Origin of the sequence: Geodermatophilus sabuli (genome assembly GCF_900215145.1) — a bacterium.
Lineage (GTDB): Bacteria > Actinomycetota > Actinomycetes > Mycobacteriales > Geodermatophilaceae > Geodermatophilus > Geodermatophilus sabuli.
Genome location: NZ_OBDO01000001.1, coordinates 352,943 through 371,608, shown reverse-complemented (window position 1 = coordinate 371,608; position 18,666 = coordinate 352,943). Strand labels below are relative to the sequence as shown.

The 18,666-nt window shown below is 73.5% G+C and carries 19 protein-coding genes; 1 reads left to right on the top strand and 18 read right to left on the bottom strand.

From position 1 onward, the window contains the following. Positions 1-194: 194 nt before the first annotated feature. The 8 genes from CRP39_RS01865 to era all read right to left on the bottom strand — a co-directional run bounded on the left by CRP39_RS01865 (position 195) and on the right by era (position 7,243). On the bottom strand, positions 195-647 hold the full coding sequence (locus CRP39_RS01865) for a hypothetical protein (RefSeq protein ID WP_097203841.1): 453 nt from the start codon (positions 645-647) through the stop codon (positions 195-197). Next, positions 644-1,816, bottom strand: a complete 1,173-nt coding sequence (gene dusB, locus CRP39_RS01860; RefSeq protein WP_097205064.1) for a tRNA dihydrouridine synthase DusB — start codon at positions 1,814-1,816, stop codon at positions 644-646. The genes CRP39_RS01865 and dusB overlap by 4 nt, the downstream gene beginning before the upstream one ends. A gap of 148 nt (positions 1,817-1,964) precedes the next feature. Beyond that, positions 1,965-3,368 carry a glycine--tRNA ligase gene (locus CRP39_RS01855; RefSeq protein WP_281253751.1) on the bottom strand — a complete coding sequence of 468 codons (1,404 nt, stop codon included), beginning with the start codon at positions 3,366-3,368 and terminating at the stop codon, positions 1,965-1,967. A 187-nt stretch (positions 3,369-3,555) separates the two neighbouring features. Then, complete coding sequence (locus tag CRP39_RS01850; RefSeq protein ID WP_172442247.1) at positions 3,556-3,852, bottom strand: antibiotic biosynthesis monooxygenase family protein; 297 nt, start codon at positions 3,850-3,852, stop codon at positions 3,556-3,558. Between the two features lie 71 nt (positions 3,853-3,923). Continuing rightward, positions 3,924-4,628 carry a hypothetical protein gene (locus tag CRP39_RS01845; protein WP_143426512.1) on the bottom strand — a complete coding sequence of 235 codons (705 nt, stop codon included), beginning with the start codon at positions 4,626-4,628 and terminating at the stop codon, positions 3,924-3,926. Between the two features lie 153 nt (positions 4,629-4,781). Further along, entirely contained in the window at positions 4,782-5,534 is a 753-nt protein-coding gene (locus CRP39_RS01840) for an isoprenyl transferase (RefSeq protein WP_245853498.1), read from the bottom strand. Between the two features lies 1 nt (position 5,535). Beyond that, entirely contained in the window at positions 5,536-6,327 is a 792-nt protein-coding gene (gene recO, locus CRP39_RS01835) for a DNA repair protein RecO (protein ID WP_097203836.1), read from the bottom strand. A 1-nt stretch (position 6,328) separates the two neighbouring features. Next, the gene (era, locus tag CRP39_RS01830; protein ID WP_097203834.1) at positions 6,329-7,243 is read right to left on the bottom strand and encodes a GTPase Era; all 915 of its coding nucleotides are present in this window, start codon (positions 7,241-7,243) and stop codon (positions 6,329-6,331) included. 93 nt (positions 7,244-7,336) lie between these two features. Between era and CRP39_RS01825 the strand changes: the two genes are divergently transcribed. Continuing rightward, positions 7,337-7,933 (top strand): hypothetical protein, encoded by a 597-nt coding sequence (locus CRP39_RS01825; protein ID WP_143426510.1) that lies wholly within the window; start codon positions 7,337-7,339, stop codon positions 7,931-7,933. 43 nt (positions 7,934-7,976) lie between these two features. On the opposite strand, the gene CRP39_RS01820 is transcribed toward CRP39_RS01825, so the two are convergent. From CRP39_RS01820 to CRP39_RS01775, 10 genes are all read right to left on the bottom strand, one after another. Next, the gene (locus tag CRP39_RS01820; RefSeq protein WP_097203831.1) at positions 7,977-8,309 is read right to left on the bottom strand and encodes a cytidine deaminase; all 333 of its coding nucleotides are present in this window, start codon (positions 8,307-8,309) and stop codon (positions 7,977-7,979) included. A gap of 6 nt (positions 8,310-8,315) precedes the next feature. Further along, entirely contained in the window at positions 8,316-9,656 is a 1,341-nt protein-coding gene (locus CRP39_RS01815; protein ID WP_097203829.1) for a hemolysin family protein, read from the bottom strand. Positions 9,657-9,666: 10 nt separating this feature from the next. Continuing rightward, complete coding sequence (ybeY, locus tag CRP39_RS01810; protein WP_097203827.1) at positions 9,667-10,170, bottom strand: rRNA maturation RNase YbeY; 504 nt, start codon at positions 10,168-10,170, stop codon at positions 9,667-9,669. 5 nt (positions 10,171-10,175) lie between these two features. Continuing rightward, a complete protein-coding gene (locus CRP39_RS28295; protein ID WP_097205059.1) occupies positions 10,176-12,227 on the bottom strand; it encodes a PhoH family protein in 2,052 nt (683 codons plus the stop codon). Positions 12,228-12,491: 264 nt separating this feature from the next. Beyond that, positions 12,492-13,304 carry an enoyl-CoA hydratase/isomerase family protein gene (locus CRP39_RS01800; RefSeq protein WP_245853497.1) on the bottom strand — a complete coding sequence of 271 codons (813 nt, stop codon included), beginning with the start codon at positions 13,302-13,304 and terminating at the stop codon, positions 12,492-12,494. Between the two features lie 61 nt (positions 13,305-13,365). Further along, positions 13,366-13,725: a histidine triad nucleotide-binding protein gene (locus CRP39_RS01795; RefSeq protein ID WP_245853495.1), complete on the bottom strand. Its 360-nt coding sequence runs from the start codon at positions 13,723-13,725 to the stop codon at positions 13,366-13,368. A gap of 130 nt (positions 13,726-13,855) precedes the next feature. Then, positions 13,856-14,587 carry an ABC transporter ATP-binding protein gene (locus tag CRP39_RS01790; protein ID WP_097203824.1) on the bottom strand — a complete coding sequence of 244 codons (732 nt, stop codon included), beginning with the start codon at positions 14,585-14,587 and terminating at the stop codon, positions 13,856-13,858. Beyond that, complete coding sequence (locus CRP39_RS01785; protein ID WP_097203823.1) at positions 14,584-16,428, bottom strand: branched-chain amino acid ABC transporter ATP-binding protein/permease; 1,845 nt, start codon at positions 16,426-16,428, stop codon at positions 14,584-14,586. The genes CRP39_RS01790 and CRP39_RS01785 overlap by 4 nt, the downstream gene beginning before the upstream one ends. Beyond that, the gene (locus CRP39_RS01780) at positions 16,428-17,303 is read right to left on the bottom strand and encodes a branched-chain amino acid ABC transporter permease (RefSeq protein WP_097203821.1); all 876 of its coding nucleotides are present in this window, start codon (positions 17,301-17,303) and stop codon (positions 16,428-16,430) included. Before CRP39_RS01780 ends, CRP39_RS01785 begins: the two co-directional genes overlap by 1 nt. Positions 17,304-17,423: 120 nt before the next feature. Beyond that, positions 17,424-18,599 carry an ABC transporter substrate-binding protein gene (locus CRP39_RS01775; protein WP_097203816.1) on the bottom strand — a complete coding sequence of 392 codons (1,176 nt, stop codon included), beginning with the start codon at positions 18,597-18,599 and terminating at the stop codon, positions 17,424-17,426. Positions 18,600-18,666: the final 67 nt, after the last annotated feature.

Here is an 18,666-nt window from a genome sequence, read left to right as displayed (position 1 = left end):
CAGGGTGCCCCCACCCCGACGAGCACGGCCCCGACGCATAGACGTCTCATACGTCCTGTCGGGACCTAGGAGGGGGATCCTGTCCCACATCGGGGGCCGGCACCAGCCTCCTGTGACCAGCTGCACACGACCGGTGGACCGCGAGCGGACCCGGTCGAACGGCGAGGCGTGGTCCGCGAGCTCCCCGTGCGGGGTCAGCCGGCGGAGACCCCGCACACGCGCGGACCGTCCTCGCTGAGCACGGTGAACGTCGACGTGCTGCCGTCGGGCCAGCCGATCTCCACCTGCTGCACCGGCACCCCGTCGAGGTCGGCCGCGGAGGTGCCGGTGATCTCGCCGACCCCGCCCGGGGCGTACTCGGCCGCCACCTCAGCGGCCGGCACGCGAGCCCGCTCGTCCTCGCACAGCAGCTGGTGGGCGGTCTCGGCGTCGCCGCCGGCCAGCGCGTCCAGGAAGACACCGGTGACCTCCCGCGCCTGCTCGTGGGGGGTGCCCTTCACCAGCGGCAGGCCGACGGCCATGCCGACGGCGACCAGCACCGTTCCGCCGAGGACGGCCAGGATCAGCCCGCGCGCCCCGCGCGGGGTGCCGGTGTGCAGCGCCTCGGGGCCGTCGTCGTAGAGGTGTGGACCCTCGGTCTGACTCATCCGCCACTCACCATCAGCTCTGCCCCGGCCGGCGGCCGGGGGTCGTCCCGGTCGGCCAGCCAGCCCTCGGGCAGCGCCACCGGGCGGGGTGGGCCGGTCCGCCCGCGCGGCCCGCCCAGGACGGCGACCGGGTACGGCTGGTCGGGGATGCCGGCGAGCAGCTCGGCCAGCTCGTCGAGGGAGCTGACCATCGCCAGCGACCGGCGCACGTCCGACCCGACGGAGAAGCCCTTGAGGTACCAGGCGACGTGCTTGCGGAAGTCGGTGCAGCCGTGCAGCTCGCCCTGGTCCTCCGACAGCAGCTCGGCGTGCCGGAGCATCACCGCGGCCACCTCGCGCAACGTCGGCAGCGCCCGCCGCGTCTCCCCGGCGAACGCGGCGGCGAGGTCGCCGAACAGCCACGGGCGGCCCAGGCAGCCGCGCCCGATGACGACGCCGGCGCAGCCGGTCTCGGCGACCAGGCGCAGGGCGTCGTCGGCCTCCCAGACGTCGCCGTTGCCGAGCACCGGGATGTCGACGGCCTCCACCAGCCGCGCGATCGGCGTCCAGTCGGCGGTGCCGCTGTAGAGCTGGTCGGCGGTGCGCCCGTGCAGGGTGACCGCCGCGGCGCCCTCGTCCTGGGCGATCCGGCCGGCGTCGAGGTAGGTGACGTGGTCGGCGTCGATGCCGATGCGGGTCTTGACGGTGACCGGTACGTCGCCGGCCGCGGCGACCGCGGCCCGGACGATGCGCCGGAAGAGCACCCGCCGCCACGGCAGCGCCGAGCCGCCGCCCTTGCGGGTCACCTTGGGCACCGGGCACCCGAAGTTCAGGTCGATGTGCGCCGGGCGGGTACCGGCCACGCCCTCGTCGACGAGCATCTCCACCGCCCGGCCGACGGTCGCGGGGTCCACGCCGTAGAGCTGGACGGAGAACGCGTCCTCCTCGTCAGGGGTGGCCCGCACCATCTGCAGTGTCTTCTCGTTGCGCTCCACCAGCGCCCGCGTGGTGATCATCTCGCAGACGTAGAGGCCGGCACCGAACTCCCGGCACAGGGTGCGGAACGCCGGGTTGGTGATGCCGGCCATCGGTGCGAGCACCACCGCGGGGTCGACGGTGAGCGCGCCCAGGCGCAGCGGCGCGGGGCCCGTCCCGGTGGACGGACCCCGCGCGAGGACGCTGCTGCTCACCCCACCAGAGTAGGTGGCGACCTGGATCACCCGGCTCCTCCGCCCGAGTGGGCAGTTGCGGCCGCTGCGACCGGCGTGCCCCACCGTGTCGGCGACCACAACTGCCCGCTCGACCATCTGTCGGTTTCCGGGGAATCCGACGGGTGGCTCAGCAGACGGGGAGCTTGGCCTTCAGATAGCCCTCGACCTGGTCGAGGGCGATCCGCTCCTGGCTCATCGAGTCGCGCTCGCGGACGGTCACCGCGTCGTCGGTGAGGGTGTCGAAGTCGACGGTGAGGCAGAACGGCGTCCCGATCTCGTCCTGCCGGCGGTACCGGCGGCCGATCGCGCCGGCGTCGTCGAAGTCGACGTTCCAGCTCTTCCGCAGCGTCGCGGCGAGGTCGCGCGCCTTGGGTGAGAGGTCGGCGTTGCGCGACAGCGGCAGGACGGCGACCTTGACCGGGGCCAGCCGCGGGTCCAGCCGCAGCACCGTTCGGGTGTCGACGCCGCCCTTGGCGTTGGGCGCCTCGTCCTCGGTGTAGGCCTCGACGAGGAAGGCCATCAGCGAGCGGGTCAGCCCGGCCGCCGGCTCGATGACGTACGGCGTCCAGCGGGTGTTGCTGCCCTGGTCGAAGTACGTGAGGTCGGCGCCGGAGTGCTCCGAGTGCGTCTTCAGGTCGAAGTCGGTGCGGTTGGCGATGCCCTCCAGCTCCCCCCACTCCGAGCCCTGGAACCCGAAGCGGTACTCGATGTCGACGGTGCGCGTCGAGTAGTGGGAGAGCTTCTCCTTGGGGTGCTCGAAGTGCCGCAGGTTGTCCGGGTCGATGCCCAGGTCGGTGTACCAGCGGGTGCGCTCGTCGATCCAGTACTGGTGCCACTCCTCGTCGGTGCCGGGCTCGACGAAGAACTCCATCTCCATCTGCTCGAACTCGCGGGTGCGGAAGATGAAGTTGCCGGGGGTGATCTCGTTGCGGAACGACTTCCCGATCTGCCCGATGCCGAACGGCGGCTTCTTGCGCGCGGCGCCCATGACGTTGGCGAAGTTCACGAAGATGCCCTGCGCGGTCTCCGGACGCAGGTAGTGCAGGCCCGACTCGTCCTCGACCGGGCCGAGGTACGTCTTGAGCATCATGTTGAAGTCGCGCGGCTCGGTCCAGGCGCCCTTCGTGCCGCAGTTCGGGCAGGAGATGTCGGCCAGGCCGTTCTCCGGCAGCCGCCCCTTCCGGGCCTCGAAGTCCTCCTCGAGGTGGTCGGCGCGGAACCGCTTGTGGCAGCTCTGGCACTCCGTCAGCGGGTCGGTGAAGACGCCGACGTGACCGGAGGCCACCCAGGTCTGGCGGGGCAGGATCACCGAGGAGTCCAGGCCGACGATGTCGTCGCGGCTCTGGACGACGGTGCGCCACCACTGCTTCTTGATGTTCTCCTTGAGCTCGACGCCCAGGGGCCCGTAGTCCCAGGCGGAGCGGGTGCCGCCGTAGATCTCGCCCGACGGGAACACGAAGCCCCGTCGCTTGCAGAGGTTGACCACCTTGTCGAGGCGGGCGGGGTCGTGCTTGGCGGTGCTGTCGCTCACGGCGAGAGGCTCCATCCGGCTGGCGGTCGGCGGGTTGACCCGTCCACGGTAGTTGCCCGCCACAGGCCGCCCGGCGGCGCACCGGCCGGACGTGGGGCGCTCGGCGGCGCACCGGCCGGAGGTCCCTGGCGCGGGTGCTCGTGCTCTGCCCACCGTCGTGGGCAGGGCACGCCTCCCCGCGGACCCCTCAGCCCGGGCGGCCGCCGTCCTCCCCCGGCAGGTAGACCCCCGGCTCGTCGAGGGCGTGCACCCACACCGGCGCCCCGGCGATCTTCACCTCGGCGGCCGAGAGCGCGCGGCGGTACGCGCCGACGCCGTCCCAGCGGGTGACCAGCGCCCACAGCTGAGGGTCGTCGGCGGAGCGGCCCAGCTCGCCGTCCCGGAAGCCGGGGCGCGCCGCGAGGGCGGCCAGCAGGGTGCCGACGTCGGCGGCCAGGGCGCCGGCGTCCCGCTCCGACACCCGCAACCGGGTCACCGCGAACACGACAACCTGCTCCCCTCGCCCGGACCGGAGCGCCGATGGTCGCAGACGGGCCGTCCGGGTCGCCGCGACGATCAGGAGAAGTCGCAGACCGTCAGGGTCGGGTCGACCCACACCTCGACGCTCTGGCTCGCGCCGTCGGCCAGCTGCAGCGTGAACGTGACGACGTCCACGTCGGCGGCCGGGTCGTACGCGACGCTGTCGACCCCGCCGTCGGCGATGGTCTCGCCGCCGAGGGTCTGGGTGGTGAAGTACCCGAGCAGGTGGTCCTGCGGCGTGAGGTCGGTCCCGGTCGAGCCCTCCTCGGCCGCCCGCTGCAGCGCCGGGCAGGTGAGCGCCCAGACGCCGGCCGGGTCCAGCGCGGCCATGCCGGCCACCCACTGGGAGGCCAGGTCCGCCGAGCCCGGGATCTGTCCCTCGTCCGCGCCGCCGGAGGGGGCCTCGGGCGTCTCCGTCCGCATGCCGCCACCCGGCGCGCTGCCCGCACCCCCGGGGATCGTCACCGGCCCCGACGGCTCCATCGCGATCGGGGGCTCGCCGGGACCGGGCGCGCTGCTCACCGGGCTGGTGGTCGAGCCGCTCGCCGTCCCCTCGCCGCCGTTCCCGTCGCCGCGCAGGAGGACGACGAGCAGGACGCCGACGCCGGCCAGCACGACGACCATCGCCGCGGCCACCCACGGCAGGACGCTCCGCTCCCGCGGCGGCTGTCCCTGGCCCCGGGGCCCGTACGGACCGGGCTGGCCGTACGGGCCGCCGTGCTGACCTGGAGGCTGGCTCATCTGCATCTCTCGTCCGGAGGGCGCCGCTCGCCCGGCTGGGGCCGGGAGCAGGTGCACCGTAGTGACGGCGCGCCCGCCCAGCCCTGTCAACGGGGTGGACGACGGCAGCCGAATCCCGATCCGCCGGCCGGCCCCGACCTGCGAGGAGCGCGCTCAGGCGGTGCCGAAGCGGCGCTGGCGGGACGCGTACTCCTCGCAGGCCGCCCACAGGTGCCGGCGGTCGAAGTCGGGCCACAGGGTGTCGAGGAAGACGAACTCGGCATAGGCCGACTGCCAGAGCAGGAAGTTGCTGGTGCGGTTCTCGCCGGAGCTGCGGACGAACAGGTCGACGTCGGGCATGTCCGGCTCGTCGAGGAACCGGGCGACGGTCCGCTCGTCGACCTTGTCGGGGTGCAGCCGGCCGGCGGCGGCCTCCCGGGCGATCGCCGCGGCGGCGTCGGCGATCTCCGCGCGCCCGCCGTAGTTGACGCACATGGTGAGCGTCAGGACGTCGTTGTCCCGGGTGAGCTCCTCGGCGACCTCGAGCTCCTTGATGACGCTGCGCCACAGCCGCGGCCGGCGCCCGGCCCAGCGCACCCGCACCCCGAGCTCGTGCATCTCGTCGCGGCGACGGCGGATGACGTCGCGGTTGAAGCCCATGAGGAAGCGGACCTCCTCCGGGCTGCGCCGCCAGTTCTCCGTGGAGAAGGCGTAGGCGCTGATCGCGGTGATGCCGAGCTCGATGGCCCCCTCGACGCAGTCGAACAGCGAGGACTCCCCCGCCTCGTGCCCGGCAGTGCGGGGCAGGCCGCGCTGCTTGGCCCAGCGGCCGTTGCCGTCCATGACGATCGCGACGTGGCCGGGCACCTTGTCGGCCGGGATCTGCGGTGGCCGCGCGCCCGACGGGTGCGGGTTCGGGGCCTTCACCTCACGCCTCACTCAGCAGGCCCACTTCCCGGCGCGGCGCCGACGGGTCGGAGCGGTCCACGAGCGGCAGGGAGCGCAGGCCGCGTTCCAGGTGCCACTGCAGCAGCGCGGCGACCAGGCCACTGCCCTCGCGCCGCGTGCCGCCCTGGCTGGCCTCGGCGAGGTCCCAGTCGCCGGTGAGCAGCGCCTCGAGCAGCTCGATGGTGACCGGGTTGGGCATCGCCGAACCGGCGGGGCGGCAGGGCGGGCAGACCATGCCACCGGCCGGCACGGAGAAGTGCCGGTGCGGCCCCTCCTCGCCGCAGCGGGCGCAGCCGGTCAGCGCCGGCTCCCAGCCGGCCACCGACATCGCGCGCAGCAGGAAGGCGTCGAGCACCAGCCCGGCGGGGTGGGTCCGCTCGGCCAGCGAGCGCAACGCGCCGATGACGAGGAGGAACAGCCGCAGCGACGGCTCCCTCTCCTCCGCGGTGAGCCGGTCGGCGGTCTCCAGGACGGCGGTGCCGGCGGTGTAGGCGGGGTAGTCGCCAGCGATCGGCTGGCCGTAGGACCGGATCGACTCGGCCTGGCTGACGATGTCGAGGTTGCGGCCGGTGTAGAGCTGCAGGTCGACGTGGGTGAACGGCTCCAGCCGGGCGCCGAACTTGCTCTTGGTGCGGCGCACGCCCTTCGCCACGGCCCGCACCTTGCCGTGCCGGCGGGTCAGCACGGTGACGATCCGGTCGGCCTCGCCCAGCTTCTGGGTGCGCAGCACGACGCCCTCGTCCCGGTACAGCGCCTTCGGCGTGGTCGACACCTCAGTACCCGAGCCTGTTGAGCTTCTTGGGGTCGTCCTGCCACTCCCCCAGCACGGTCACGTGCAGCTCCAGGTGCACCCGGGCACCCAGCAGCGCCTCCATCCCCTGGCGGGCCTCGGTGCCGATCGCCTTGATGATCTGCCCGCCGCGCCCCAGCAGCATCGGCTTCTGGCTGGCCCGCTCGCAGTGCAGCAGCGCGTGCACCTCGACCAGCTCGCTCCCGGCCCGCCTGGGGTCGGGCCGGCGGGTCATCTCCTCCACCGTGACGGCGAGGGAGTGCGGCACCTCCTGCCAGACCTTCTCCAGGGCGGCCTCGCGCACCAGCTCCGCGATCTGCCGCTCGACGTCCTCGTCGGTGGTCTGCTCCTCGGGGTAGAGCGGCGGACCCTCGGGCAGCAGACCGACCAGGAGGTCCTCCAGGAGCTCGACCTGCTCGCCGGCCACCGCGCTCACCGGCACGACCTCGGCGGCCTCGACGAGCTGGCTGGCGGCCACGAGCTGCTCGGCGACCTGCTTCTTGCTCGCCGCGTCGGTCTTGGTGACGACGACGACGACCGGCGCCGTGACCTCCTTCAGCCGCCGGGCGATGAACCGGTCACCGGTGCCGACGGGCTGGTCGGCCGGCACGCAGAGGACGACGACGTCGACCTCGGACAGGGTGTCGCGGACGACGTCGTTGAGCCGGCGGCCGAGCAGGCTCTTGGGCTTGTGCAGACCGGGGGTGTCGACGAGCACCAGCTGCCCGCCGGGGCGGTGGACGACGCCGCGGATGGCGTGCCGGGTGGTCTGGGGACGGTTGCTGACGATGCCGACCTTCTCACCGACCAGCGCGTTGGTGAGCGTGGTCTTGCCGGCGTTCGGGCGGCCCACCAGACAGGCGAAGCCGCTGCGGTACGGCTGGTCCGGTGAGGTCACGGCGCCAGTCTCCCACCGGGGCCCGACACCCCCGCGCACCCGATGCCGGTTTCCGCGGAAACCGGCGGCAGGCCGGCTGGGAGGATCGCGGGCATGGCTGGGCGGAGGCGACGGGCGCAGGACGAACCACTGGCGGTGCGGGCACTGCGCGAGCAGGAGCGGCACACGGCGCAGGTCGCGGCGTACGGGTTCTTCCCCGCTCGCGGCCCGCGACGGTCGGCGACGGTCACGCCGGCGCCGCTGCGCTACTGGCAGTACGACCCGCCCCGGCCGTGGCTGCTGCTCGCCGCCGTCGTCCTCGTCGTCGTCTGGCTGGCGCTGTTCGCCTGGACCGGCGGGACGTCGGCGGCGCTGGGCGAACTGCCGCTGGCGCTGCTCCTCGGCGTCGCCGTCGTGGTGCTCTCGGCCGCCCGGATGACCGTCTCCGACTCCGGGCTGTCGTTCGACGTCGCCGGGCTGCGACGGACGTCGTCCCTGCACGTGGTGCCCCGCAGCCTCGTCCGCGAGGTCCGCCGCGGCACGCCGCCCGAGGGCTGGCCGAAGGGGCGCTCGCGCGGCGGGTGGTGGCCGGGCCGGACGCGGGTCGCCGTCCGGCACCTGGCCGCGGGGGGCGACGGGGAGAAGACGCTCACCGTGTGGGTCCGCGACCCTGAGGCGTTCGCCGCGGCCCTCGGCGTGCCCTTGGCGTGACCTCGGCCCCCGGCGGGGTCCCGCCGCGAACCTGCGAGGGTCCCTACGAGGTGCCGCGGACGGCGCCGTCGGGGCCGGCCAGGAACACCGGCGCGGACGGCGTGAGGTCGCGCACCGCGGCCAGCCCGGCCTGCTCGACCGCGTCGGCGCCGGAGACGATCGCGGCCGCCTCCAGCCCCTCGACCCCGCTGGAGACGGCGGCGGCGACGGCAGCCTGCAGCGCCGAGAGCTCCAGCGACGGGAGCGCGACCGTGGCGGCGACGTAGGTGCGGCCGTCGGTGTCGCGCACGGCCGCCCCCTCGGCGGCGCCGGTGCGGCCGCGGGCCGAGCGGGCGAGGGTGACGAGCTTGGCGTCCTCGGGCTGCAGATCACTCACGGACGGTCACCCTTCCACGACCGCCGGCACGTCCGCCCGGGTGGCCCCCGACTCCGCTGTCTCCTCGGCGTCGGGCGGGGCCGCCCGGCAGACCAGGATGGTGTCGATCCGGTTGCGTCGCCCGCCAGTGCTCTCGGCGACCAGCCGCAGCCCGGACACCTCCGCGGCCGACCCCTCGATCGGCACCAGGCCGAGCTCCCGGGCGAGCAGGCCGCCCACGGTCTCGACGTCGTCGTCCTCGGGGAGCTCGACGTCGAACAGCTCGGCGAGGTCGCCGACCGGCAGCCGGGCGGTGATCCGCACCGCGCCGTCCTCCAGGTGCTCCACCGGCGGACGCTGGACGGCGTCGTGCTCGTCGGCGATCTCGCCGACGATCTCCTCGAGGATGTCCTCGATCGTCACCAGCCCGGCGAAGCCGCCGTACTCGTCGACCACGATCGCGATGTGGATGCGCTGGGCCTGCATGTCGCGCAGCAGCTCGTCGACCGGCTTGGACTCCGGCACGAACGTCGGCGGGCGCATGAGCTCCTCGACGCGCGGGCCGTTCCTCGGGTCCGGGGTGCCCTGCGCCCGGCGGATGAGGTCCTTGAGGTAGACCACGCCGACGACGTCGTCGACGTTCTCTCCGATGACCGGCAGCCGGCTGAAACCGCTGCGCATGGCCAGCGCCAGCGCCTGGCGGACGGTCTTGCTGCGCTCGATCCAGACGACGTCGGTGCGCGGCACCATGACCTCGCGGGCGATCGTGTCGCCGAGCTCGAACACCGAGTGGATCATGTTCCGCTCGCCGGACTCGACGACGCCGCGCTCCTCGGCCATGTCGACCAGCTCGCGCAGCTCCACCTCGGAGGAGAACGGCCCGTCCCGGTAGCCGCGGCCGGGGGTGATCATGTTGCCGACCAGGATCAGCAGCGTCGCCACCGGGCCGAGCAGCCGCCCGAGCAGCCGGACGACGCCCGCGGTGCGCAACGCGAAACCGTAGGCGTGCTGGCGCCCCAGCGTCCGGGGCCCGACGCCGACCAGCACGTAGCTGACGACGGTCATGACGCCGGCCGCGGTGAGCACCGTCTGCCAGCCGCCGCCCCACAGCCGGTAGAGCACCACCGTCCCGAGGACGGCGGCCACCATCTCGCAGGCGATCCGCAGCAGCAGGAGCAGGGAGACGTGCCGCGCCCGCTCGGTGACGACGTCCTCGAGGACGGCGGCCCGCTTGACGCCGTCGCGCCGCAGTTCCTCGACGCGGGCCCGGGAGACCCGCTGGAGGGCGGCGTCCATGGCGCCGAAGACCCCGGCGAGCGGGATGAGGCAGACGGCGATCACCAGCAGGGTGATCTCGCCGGAGGTCATCGGGAGCAGCTCATCCCGGTCGGGGCCCCCGCTCGACGGCCTCACCGGTCATCGGGGCCCGCGGGGCCGAGCGCCACCCCTCGAGCAGGGAGGCCTGGAGGCCGAACATCTCCTTCTCCTCCTCGGGCTCCATGTGGTCGTAGCCCAGGATGTGGAGCACGCCGTGGGTGGCCAGCAGGACCAGCTCGTCGTCCATCGTGTGTCCGGCCGCGCGGGCCTGCCGGATGGCGACCGAGGGGCAGAGCACCACGTCGCCGAGCAGCGCAGGGCCCGGCTCGGGCTCGTCCGGGCGGCCGGTGTCCAGCTCGTCCATGGGGAAGGCCAGGACGTCGGTGGGGCCCTTCTCCCCCATCCAGCGCTCGTGCAGCGTGCTCATGTAGTCCGGGTCGACGCAGAGCACCGACAGCTCGGCCAGGGGGTTGACCCCCATCTCGGCGAGCACGTACGTGCAGATCGCGGCGAGCGAGGACTCGTCGACGGCGATCTCGGACTCGTTGGCGACCTCGACCGGCACCGCGATCAGCTCCCCTGCCGGCGCGGCCGCGAGGAATGCACCGGCGCCTGCGCCGAGGCGGGCCGGTTCTGCTGGCGGGCGGCGTCCCAGCGCTCGTAGGCGTCGACGATGTCCCCGACCAGCCGGTGCCGCACGACGTCGGAGCTGGTCAGGTTGGCGAAGTGGACGTCCTCGATGCCGTCGAGGATCTCGCGGACGATCTTCAGCCCGCTCTGCGCACCGCCGGGCAGGTCGACCTGCGTGACGTCACCGGTGACGACGATCTTGGAGCCGAAGCCGAGCCGGGTGAGGAACATCTTCATCTGCTCGGCGGTGGTGTTCTGGGCCTCGTCGAGGATGACGAACGCGTCGTTCAGCGTGTTGTGGGTGACGAGGAAGTCGTCGGTCACGTACAGCGAGTCCTGCGCGGCGACCTGGATGCACAGGGTCTCCTGCTCCCCCACCGGCTCGATGCTGTCGATGAAGCGCATCGGCCGACCGCCGCCCCCGAGGTCGTACGCACGCCGCTTCCGCTCCAGTCGGAACGGCTGTACGCCGGCCGGCAGGCGGAGGTCCAAGACGTAGGCGTCCTCGCGGTACTCCACCGGCCGTCCCTGCGCCAGTCCCGGAGTCCGACCCGCCGCTGCCCGCGTCCAGGTGTAGACCACCCCGCCGAGCGAACGCACGAGGAACGCGACGTCGTCCTTCAACTGCGGGGACGTCGTCGTGTACTGGATCCGGCAGGTCCGTCCGCTCTGGGTGACCGGCCCGCCGTCCGAGTCGAGCAACCCCTGTAGCACGGCCGTGCGGACGGCCACTGAGTTCTGCAGGTACTCCTCGGGCACGAACCTGGTCGCGGACGTCGTCCCCGCCAGCTCGAGCCGACGGAGAGCCGCAGTGACCGGGTTGGCGATCCGCAGGCCGCCACGACCGCCGTCCACGTGGTGCAGGACGTAGTCGTAGCCGGACTTGTGCCGCACCTCGATGCCGTCCAGCGCCGACTCCAGGGCGACGACCAGCTCCGGGTCCGCCGTGGCGAAGGCCGGGGTCGTCGAGGTCGTCAGGCAACCGTCGCCGAGCAGCAGGCCGAGGGCATACGGGTCCAACAGCACGTCCTGCGGCTCGAAGTGGACCGGGCCGACGAGCGGGAGCTCGTACCGGTGGATGGCCCCTCGGCGCAGCTTGCCGACCATCTCCTGCGTCTCGAGCGTGCGCGTCCTCCCGCGGCGGCGGTCCTCTGGCGTCGTCACCGTCCAGAGGTGCTCGCCGCAGGCGAGCGTCCACGCGCCGTCCTGGGTGGCGACCCGGTACACCTGCTTCCGGCCCTGCGGGTAGACGCCCAGCACGGGCGTGGGCGTGCCGTCGGAGCCGATCACGAGGTCGCCCACCTGCAACGTGCCGATCGGCAGGAAGCCGTTGGGGGTCAGCGCCTGCGCGTCGTACGGCTGGGCGCGGCCACGCATGTAGGCCAGGGGGGCGACCTCGATCGTGCCCGACTGCATCAGCCGAGGGATGGAGTCCGGGTCGACCATGTCGTGCAGGGCGTCGTACAGCGGCCGCAGGTAGGGGTCGATCTTTTCGCTGAGCGACCCGGGCAGGTAGCCGAGCCGCTCGCCGGCCTCGACGGCCGGGCGGGTGAGGATGATCCGGTTGACCTGCTTGGTCTGCAGCGCCTGCACCGCCTTGGCCATGGCCAGGTACGTCTTGCCGGTACCGGCCGGGCCGATGCCGAAGACGACCGTGTGCGCGTCGATCGCGTCCACGTAGCGCTTCTGGTTCAGCGTCTTGGGCCGGATCGTGCGGCCGCGGCGGCTGATGATGTCCAGGCTCAGGACGTCGGCCGGCCGCTCGGCGCCGCCGGCGCGGAGCATGCCGATCACCCGGCGCACCGAGTCCGGACGCAGCGCCTGACCGGTGCCGAGCAGGGCGATCAGCTCGTCGAAGACGGCGACGGCGAATGCGTTGTCGGCCGGCTGGCCGGTGACGGCGATCTCGTTGCCGCGCACGTGGACGTCGGTGTCGACCTCGTCCTCGACGAGCCGGAGCAGCTCGTCGGCCGACCCGAGCAGGGCGACCATGGACACGGAGTCGGGGACGGTGATGGTCGTCCGCACCGCAGCGGGGACGCCCGCGAGGCCGGTGGCGGACTGGGCGGGCGTACCGAGATGGCCGTCCGCCGCTGCAGCCTGCGCCGAGGCCTCACGGGACGTGAGGGCTCCGGGCACGGGGACGTTCGGGGAGGAGTCGGGCAAGAACCCTCGACCCTGCCTTCCTGCGGAGGGGGTGCGGACCTGTCGAGTCTACCCGCGCAGCACCCTGCGAACCGCCGTCCGAGGCGCAGGTCACCGCCCCGAGTAGGTGGCCTTCCCCGGCCCCTCGGCGAGGAAGGACCGCACCGCGCCGCGCAGGTCCTCGGTCGCGAACAGCGCGCCGGACACCTCGGGGACCACGTCGTCGGCGGCCCGCGCGCCCTGGCGGACCGCGGTGGCGACCAGCGTCTTGGTGGCCGCGTGCGCGACGGTCGGCCCGGCGGCGACGCGCCGGGCGTACTCGCGGGCGGCCTCGGCGAACCCGTCGTCGGGCAGCACTCGGTTGACGACGTTCCACCGCTCGAGCACCGCGGCCGGGTAGCGCTCGCCGGTGAAGACCAGCTCCTTGGCGCGGGCCGGTCCGGCGCGCTCGGCCAGCCGCTGCGGCCCGCCCATCGACGGAGTGAGCCCGACGACGATCTCCACCAGCCCGAACGACGCGCGTTCGGCGGCCAGCAGGACGTCGCAGGCCAGCGCCAGCTCAAAGGCCGCGGTGAGGGTGAGCCCGTGCGCGGCGAAGACCGTGGGCACCGGGAGGTCCTCGAACGTCCGGGCGATCCGCAGCAGGCGGCGCCAGAGCTCGGCGCCCCGCTCGGTCGGCTCGGGCCCCTCGGCGATGTCGCGGAAGAACGTCACGTCGACCCCGCCGGAGACGACCTTGCCGCGCGCCTCGACCAGGACCGCCCGGGCCCGGGCGTCGTCCGCCGGGTCGGTGAGCCGGACGAGTTCGGCGGCGAGCCGCTCGAGCGCGTCGAACACCGGGGCGTCGAAGAGGTTCAGCGGCGGGTTGTCCAGGACGACGACGGCGACGTCGCCGTCCCGCTCGATGCGCACGGGCTCGGTCACGCCACCACCCTGTCGCCGAGGGGCAGAAATGGCCATCTTCGCCCTTGGCGCGGCGCCGTTCTCAGCCGGGGGGCCAGTTCATGTGCCGGCCGCCCAGCACGTGCAGGTGCACGTGGTGCACCGTCTGCCCGGCCGCCGGTCCGGTGTTGGTGACCACCCGGTAGCCCGGCTCGACGTCGTACTCGGTCGCCAGCCCCTCCTGCACCGCCACCGCGTGCGCGGCCCGGACGACGGCGCTGAGCAGGTCGGGGTCGGCGCCGGCGAGGGAGGCCACCGTGGGGTGGTGGTCCTTGGGGACCACCAGCACGTGCGTCGGCGCCTGCGGGTTGATGTCGCGGAAGGCGAGGGTCCGGTCGGTCTCGTGGACGACGTCGGCGGGGATCTCGCCGGCGACCATGCGGCAGAAGAGGCAGTCCGTCACGTCCCCGACCCTAGAAGGACCCCGTCCTCCCCACCCCTCGCACGCTCGCGGCGGGCCCCGGGACGGAGCCGGGAACCGAGGCGGGACCCCGTCCTCCCCACCCCTCGCACGCTCGCGGCGGGGCCGGGCGTCACCGCTGGTCGGGGCGGGTCTCCACCCCCAGGTAGGCCTGCACGATGCGCTCGTCGGCCAGCAGCTGGTCCGCCGGACCCGAGTGCACGATCTCCCCGCTCTGCAGGACGTAGCCGTGGTCGGCGGCGCGCAGCGCCCGGCGGGCGTTCTGCTCTACCAACACGACCGTGGTGCCCGACGCCCGGATCTCCTCGATCACCCGGAACACCTCGTCGACGATCTTGGGAGCCAGGCCCATGGAGGGCTCGTCCATCAGCATGACCGTCGGCGCCGCCACCAGCGCCCGCGCGATGGCGAGCATCTGCTGCTCCCCGCCGGAGAGCGAGCCGGCGGGCAGGGCGCGCCGCTGGGCCAGCACCGGGAAGCGGTCGTACACGGCGTCGATGGAGCGCTGGGCGGTACCGCCGGTGTGCCACGCCCCCATCTGGAGGTTCTCCTCGATGGTCAGCGTGGCCAGGATCTGCCGGCCCTCCGGCACCTGCACCAGCCCACGCCCCACGAGCTGGTGGGCCGGGGTCCGGGTGACGTCCCGCCCCTCGAACGTGATCCGCCCGCCCGCCGGGCGCAGCATGCCGGAGACGGCGTTGATGACGGAGGACTTGCCGGCGCCGTTGGCCCCGACCAGCGTGACCAGCGACCCCCGGTCGGCCTGGAAGGAGACCCTCCGGACGGCCTCGACCCGGCCGTAGCTGACGCGCAGGTCCTCGACGCGGAGGAGGGGGTCGCTCATGTCGCGCTCCTCGGGGTGGTGTCCGGCGGCGGGAGCGTGCCGGCCGAGCCGGGGTCGACGTTGGTGACGGCGTCGGGGGTCCTCGTGTCGGGGGGCATCGCGTGGGCGCCGCCCCCGGTCGGGTCGGCGAGCGTGCCCTCGGCGATCGACCCGGCCGCCGGCTCCTCGTCCGCCGTGCCGAGGTATGCCTCGATGACGGCCGGGTTGGCGGCGATCTCCTCCGGTGTGCCGCTGGCGATGACCTCACCGAAGTCGAGCACGACCACCCGGGTGCACGTCTCCAGGACCATGCCGACGTTGTGCTCGATGAAGAGGATCGTCAGCCCGCCCCGGGCCAGGGAGCGGATCAGCTCGGACAGTCCCGCAGCCTCGACGTGGTTCATGCCGGCGGCCGGCTCGTCGAGGATGAGCAGGGAGGGGTCCGAGGCCAGCGCGCGGGCGATCTCCAGCCGGCGCTGGTCGCCGTAGGACAGGGACGACGCCCGGTTGCCGGCGAGGTCGCCCAGGCCGACCCGCTGCAGGCACCGGGCCGCGTGCTCGAGGGAGGCCCGCTCGTCACGCCGGGCCGAGGGCAGCCACAGCAGGCGGCGCAGGAAGGTGGGGCGGCTGACCAGGTGCGCGCCGACCAGGACGTTCTCCAGCGCCGACAGGCGGTTGAACAGCTTGGAGTGCTGGAACGTGCGGCTCACGCCCGCCGCGGCGACCCGGTGCACCGGGGTGCGCCCGACCGGGACGCCCAGCACCGTGGCCGACCCCGAACTCGGCGGCACCAGGCCACTGATCATGTTGACGAGGGTGGTCTTTCCCGCGCCGTTGGGGCCGATCAGCCCCACGACCTCGCCGCTGCCGATCTCCAGGTCGACGCCCCGGACGGCGTGCACCCCGCCGTACTCCTTGCCCAGGCCGGACAGGGAGACCACCGTCTCCCCGGGGGTGGGGTGCCGGCGGGCCGCGAGGTGCGACGTCCCGCCGTCCTCGCCGCCGCCGACCGACGACGGCATGCGTGTGCGGCGCGGGATCAGGCTGGCCAGCCCGCCCGGCAGGAAGAGGATCACCACGAGCAGCAGCAGGCCGGCCAGGAAGGGGCGGATCCACCCCGCCTCGACGCCGACCGCCCGCTGGATCTCGGGGACCATCGTCTGGAACCCGCTGCCGAGCAGCGGCCCGAGGAACATCGTGGAGCCGCCGACCACGGCGGTCACCAGGCCCTCGACGGCGGCGGAGAAGTCGAAGTCGCCCGGCGCGATGAGCCGCACGTAGTAGGCGAACAGCACTCCGTACAGACCGGCGACCGCGCCTGCGGTGACGAAGGCCGCGAGCCGGTGACGGCCCACGTCGATGCCCATGGAGCGGGCGGCGAGCTCGTCCTCGCGGATGGCCTCGAGCGCCCGGCCGTACCGCGAGCGCCCCATCCGCCAGAACCAGTACGCGACGACGGCCAGCGCGGTCCACGCCATCCCGACCGTCAGGATCCGCGGTACGCCGAGACCCTGCGCACCGCCGGTCCACTCCAGGTTGAGCAGCACCACGCGCACCGCCTCGGCGAACCCCAGCGTGGCGATGGCCAGGTAGACGCCGCGCAGGTGCATCGTCGGCAGGCCCAGCACGACGGCTGCGAGGGCGCCGACCGCCATGCCGATCACGACCGCGACCAGCAGCGCCGGCACGTCGCCGACGTCGTCTCCGCTGGGGGCGAGGGTGGCGGCGGAGAACGCGGCCACGGAGGCGAACCCGGCCTGCCCGAGGCTCAGCTGCCCGGCGATCAGGACGGCGTAGAAGGAGTAGGCGAAGACCGCCCCGAGGGCGATGAAGGTCAGCGGGGTGGCGTACTCGGCGAGCATCAGACCTCCCGGACCCTGCGGGCGCCGAGCAGGCCCTGCGGCCGCACCAGCAGGATCAGGAACAGCAGGCCGAAGGCGATCACGTCACGCCAGGACGACCCGATGTACTGGACGGCGAACACCTCGGCCAACCCGAGCACCAGGCCGCCGATGAGCGCGCCGGGCAGTGACCCCATGCCCCCGACGATGATGACGGCCAGGCCCTTGAGCTCGATGGCCGAGCCCATGCCGAGCTGCGCGGTGTTGACGTTGATGGCGAACAGCACGCCGGCGACCGCCCCGAGCGCCGAGGAGATCGCGAACGTGACCGCGGTGATCCGGTCGACGTTGACGCCGAGCACGCGGGCCGCCGTCGGGTTCTCCGCGACCGCTCGCATGCCGCGGCCCAGCCTGGTCCGGGTGACCATGTAGGTCAGACCCACCATCAGGGCGAGCGAGACGGCCAGGATGACCACCTGCACGAGGGTCACCTGGGCGCCGGCGACCTCGAACCGGGTGTCGGGGAAGGACCCGGCCGGGAACCGGCGGGTGTCCGGGCCGTACCGCCACTGCAGCAGGGCGATGAGCATCCCGGCCAGGGCGATGGAGGAGATGAGCCCGGCGAAGTGGGCGTCGGCCCTCCCCTTGAGCGGACGGAAGGCCAGCCGCTCGATGAGCAGGCCGAGCACCGCGCCGAAGACGAACACGATCGGCAGCGCAGCCCACAGGGACAGCCCGCCCCGCTCGACCAGCTCGATCCCGACGAAGGCCGAGGCCGCGAAGACGGCGGGGTGGGCCAGGTTGAGCCGGTCGAGGATGCCGAAGACCAGGGTGAAGCCGATCGCGAACAGCGCGTAGATCGAACCGATGAAGATGCCGTTGAGGAGCTGCTGCACAGCCGTCCTGTCCTGTCGCGAGTACGGGCCCGGCGTCCCGGGGCCCGGCGCGGGGACCCGGTGGGCCGGGTCCCCGCGCGAGAGGTGCGGAGCGCCCGGCGGGGGGTCACTCCGCCGTGATCACTCCAGGACGGCGAACGCGCCGTCCTGCACCACCTGCACGACCGCCGGGTGGACGGCGTCGCGGTTCTCGTCGATGGAGAACTCCCCGAGCACGGTGGGGACGTTCTCCAGCCCGCCGAGCGCCTCCTTGATGCTGTCGTGGTCGGCGGCGCAGTTGGTGCGGACGGCCTGGTCGACGAGCAGCAGACCGGCGTACGCCTGCGCGGCGAACTGGTCGGGCTGGGTGCCGTACTCCGCCTCGAAGGCCTCCAGGAAGGCGGTGTTCTCGGGGTTCTCCGAGGCGGAGTTCCAGGCGGCACCGACGACGACGCCCTCGGCCGCCTCGCCGGCGTCGGCCATCAGCCGCGGGTTGTTGAACCCGTTGCCGCCGATGATCGGCACGTCGATGCCCATCTCCCGGGCCTGGGTCACCAGCGGGACGGCGGCCTCGATCAGCGCGGAGACGACCAGCGCGTCGGGGTTGCTGGCCTGGGCCTGGGTCAGGAGGGCGCGGAAGTCGGTGTCGGACTTCGAGAAGGTGATCGTCTCCGCCACCCCCACGCCCTCGTCCTCCAGCGCGGCCGCGAAGGCCTCGTAGCCGGACTCGGTGAACGCGTCGTCGTTGCTGTACATGACGACCACGTTCTGCAGGCCGAACTCCTCGGTGGCCTTGGCGATGGTCTGCGGGATGACCGCCTGCTCGGTGAGGGAGTCGCGGAAGACGTAGTCACCGATGTCGGTGATGCCCGCGGCGGTGTTGGAGATCCCCAGCACGGGGACGCCGGCGTCCTGGGCGACCGGGTCGGCCTGCACCGCGGCGTTGGACAGCGTCGGCCCGATGATCAGGCTCACGTCGTCGGAGACGAACTGGTCGAAGAGGGTGATGGCCTGGCGCGGGTCGGTCTGGTCGTCCTCGATCCGCAGGTCGTAGGTCACCCCGCCCTTCTCGGCGAGCTCTGCGGCGGCCAGATCCAGGCCGCGCTGCTGCGACTCGCCGTAGCTGGCCGCGGCACCGGTGAGGCTCAGGACCGCCCCGATGGGCACCGCGGCCTCGATGCTGCAGGAGTCGCCGCTGCCCTCCCCGGCGAGGTCGCCGGAGGCTGCGGAGCCGCTGCCCTCCCCCTCGGAGCCGCAGGACGCGAGGACGAAGACCGCCGCTGTCGCGACGGCGGCGGTGCTGAGCGTGGCGCGCATGTCTCTCCCCTCGTCGTGCACGACGACCGAACCCGGGCCGCGGGGCCCGCGTCCGGCGCCGCGCCGG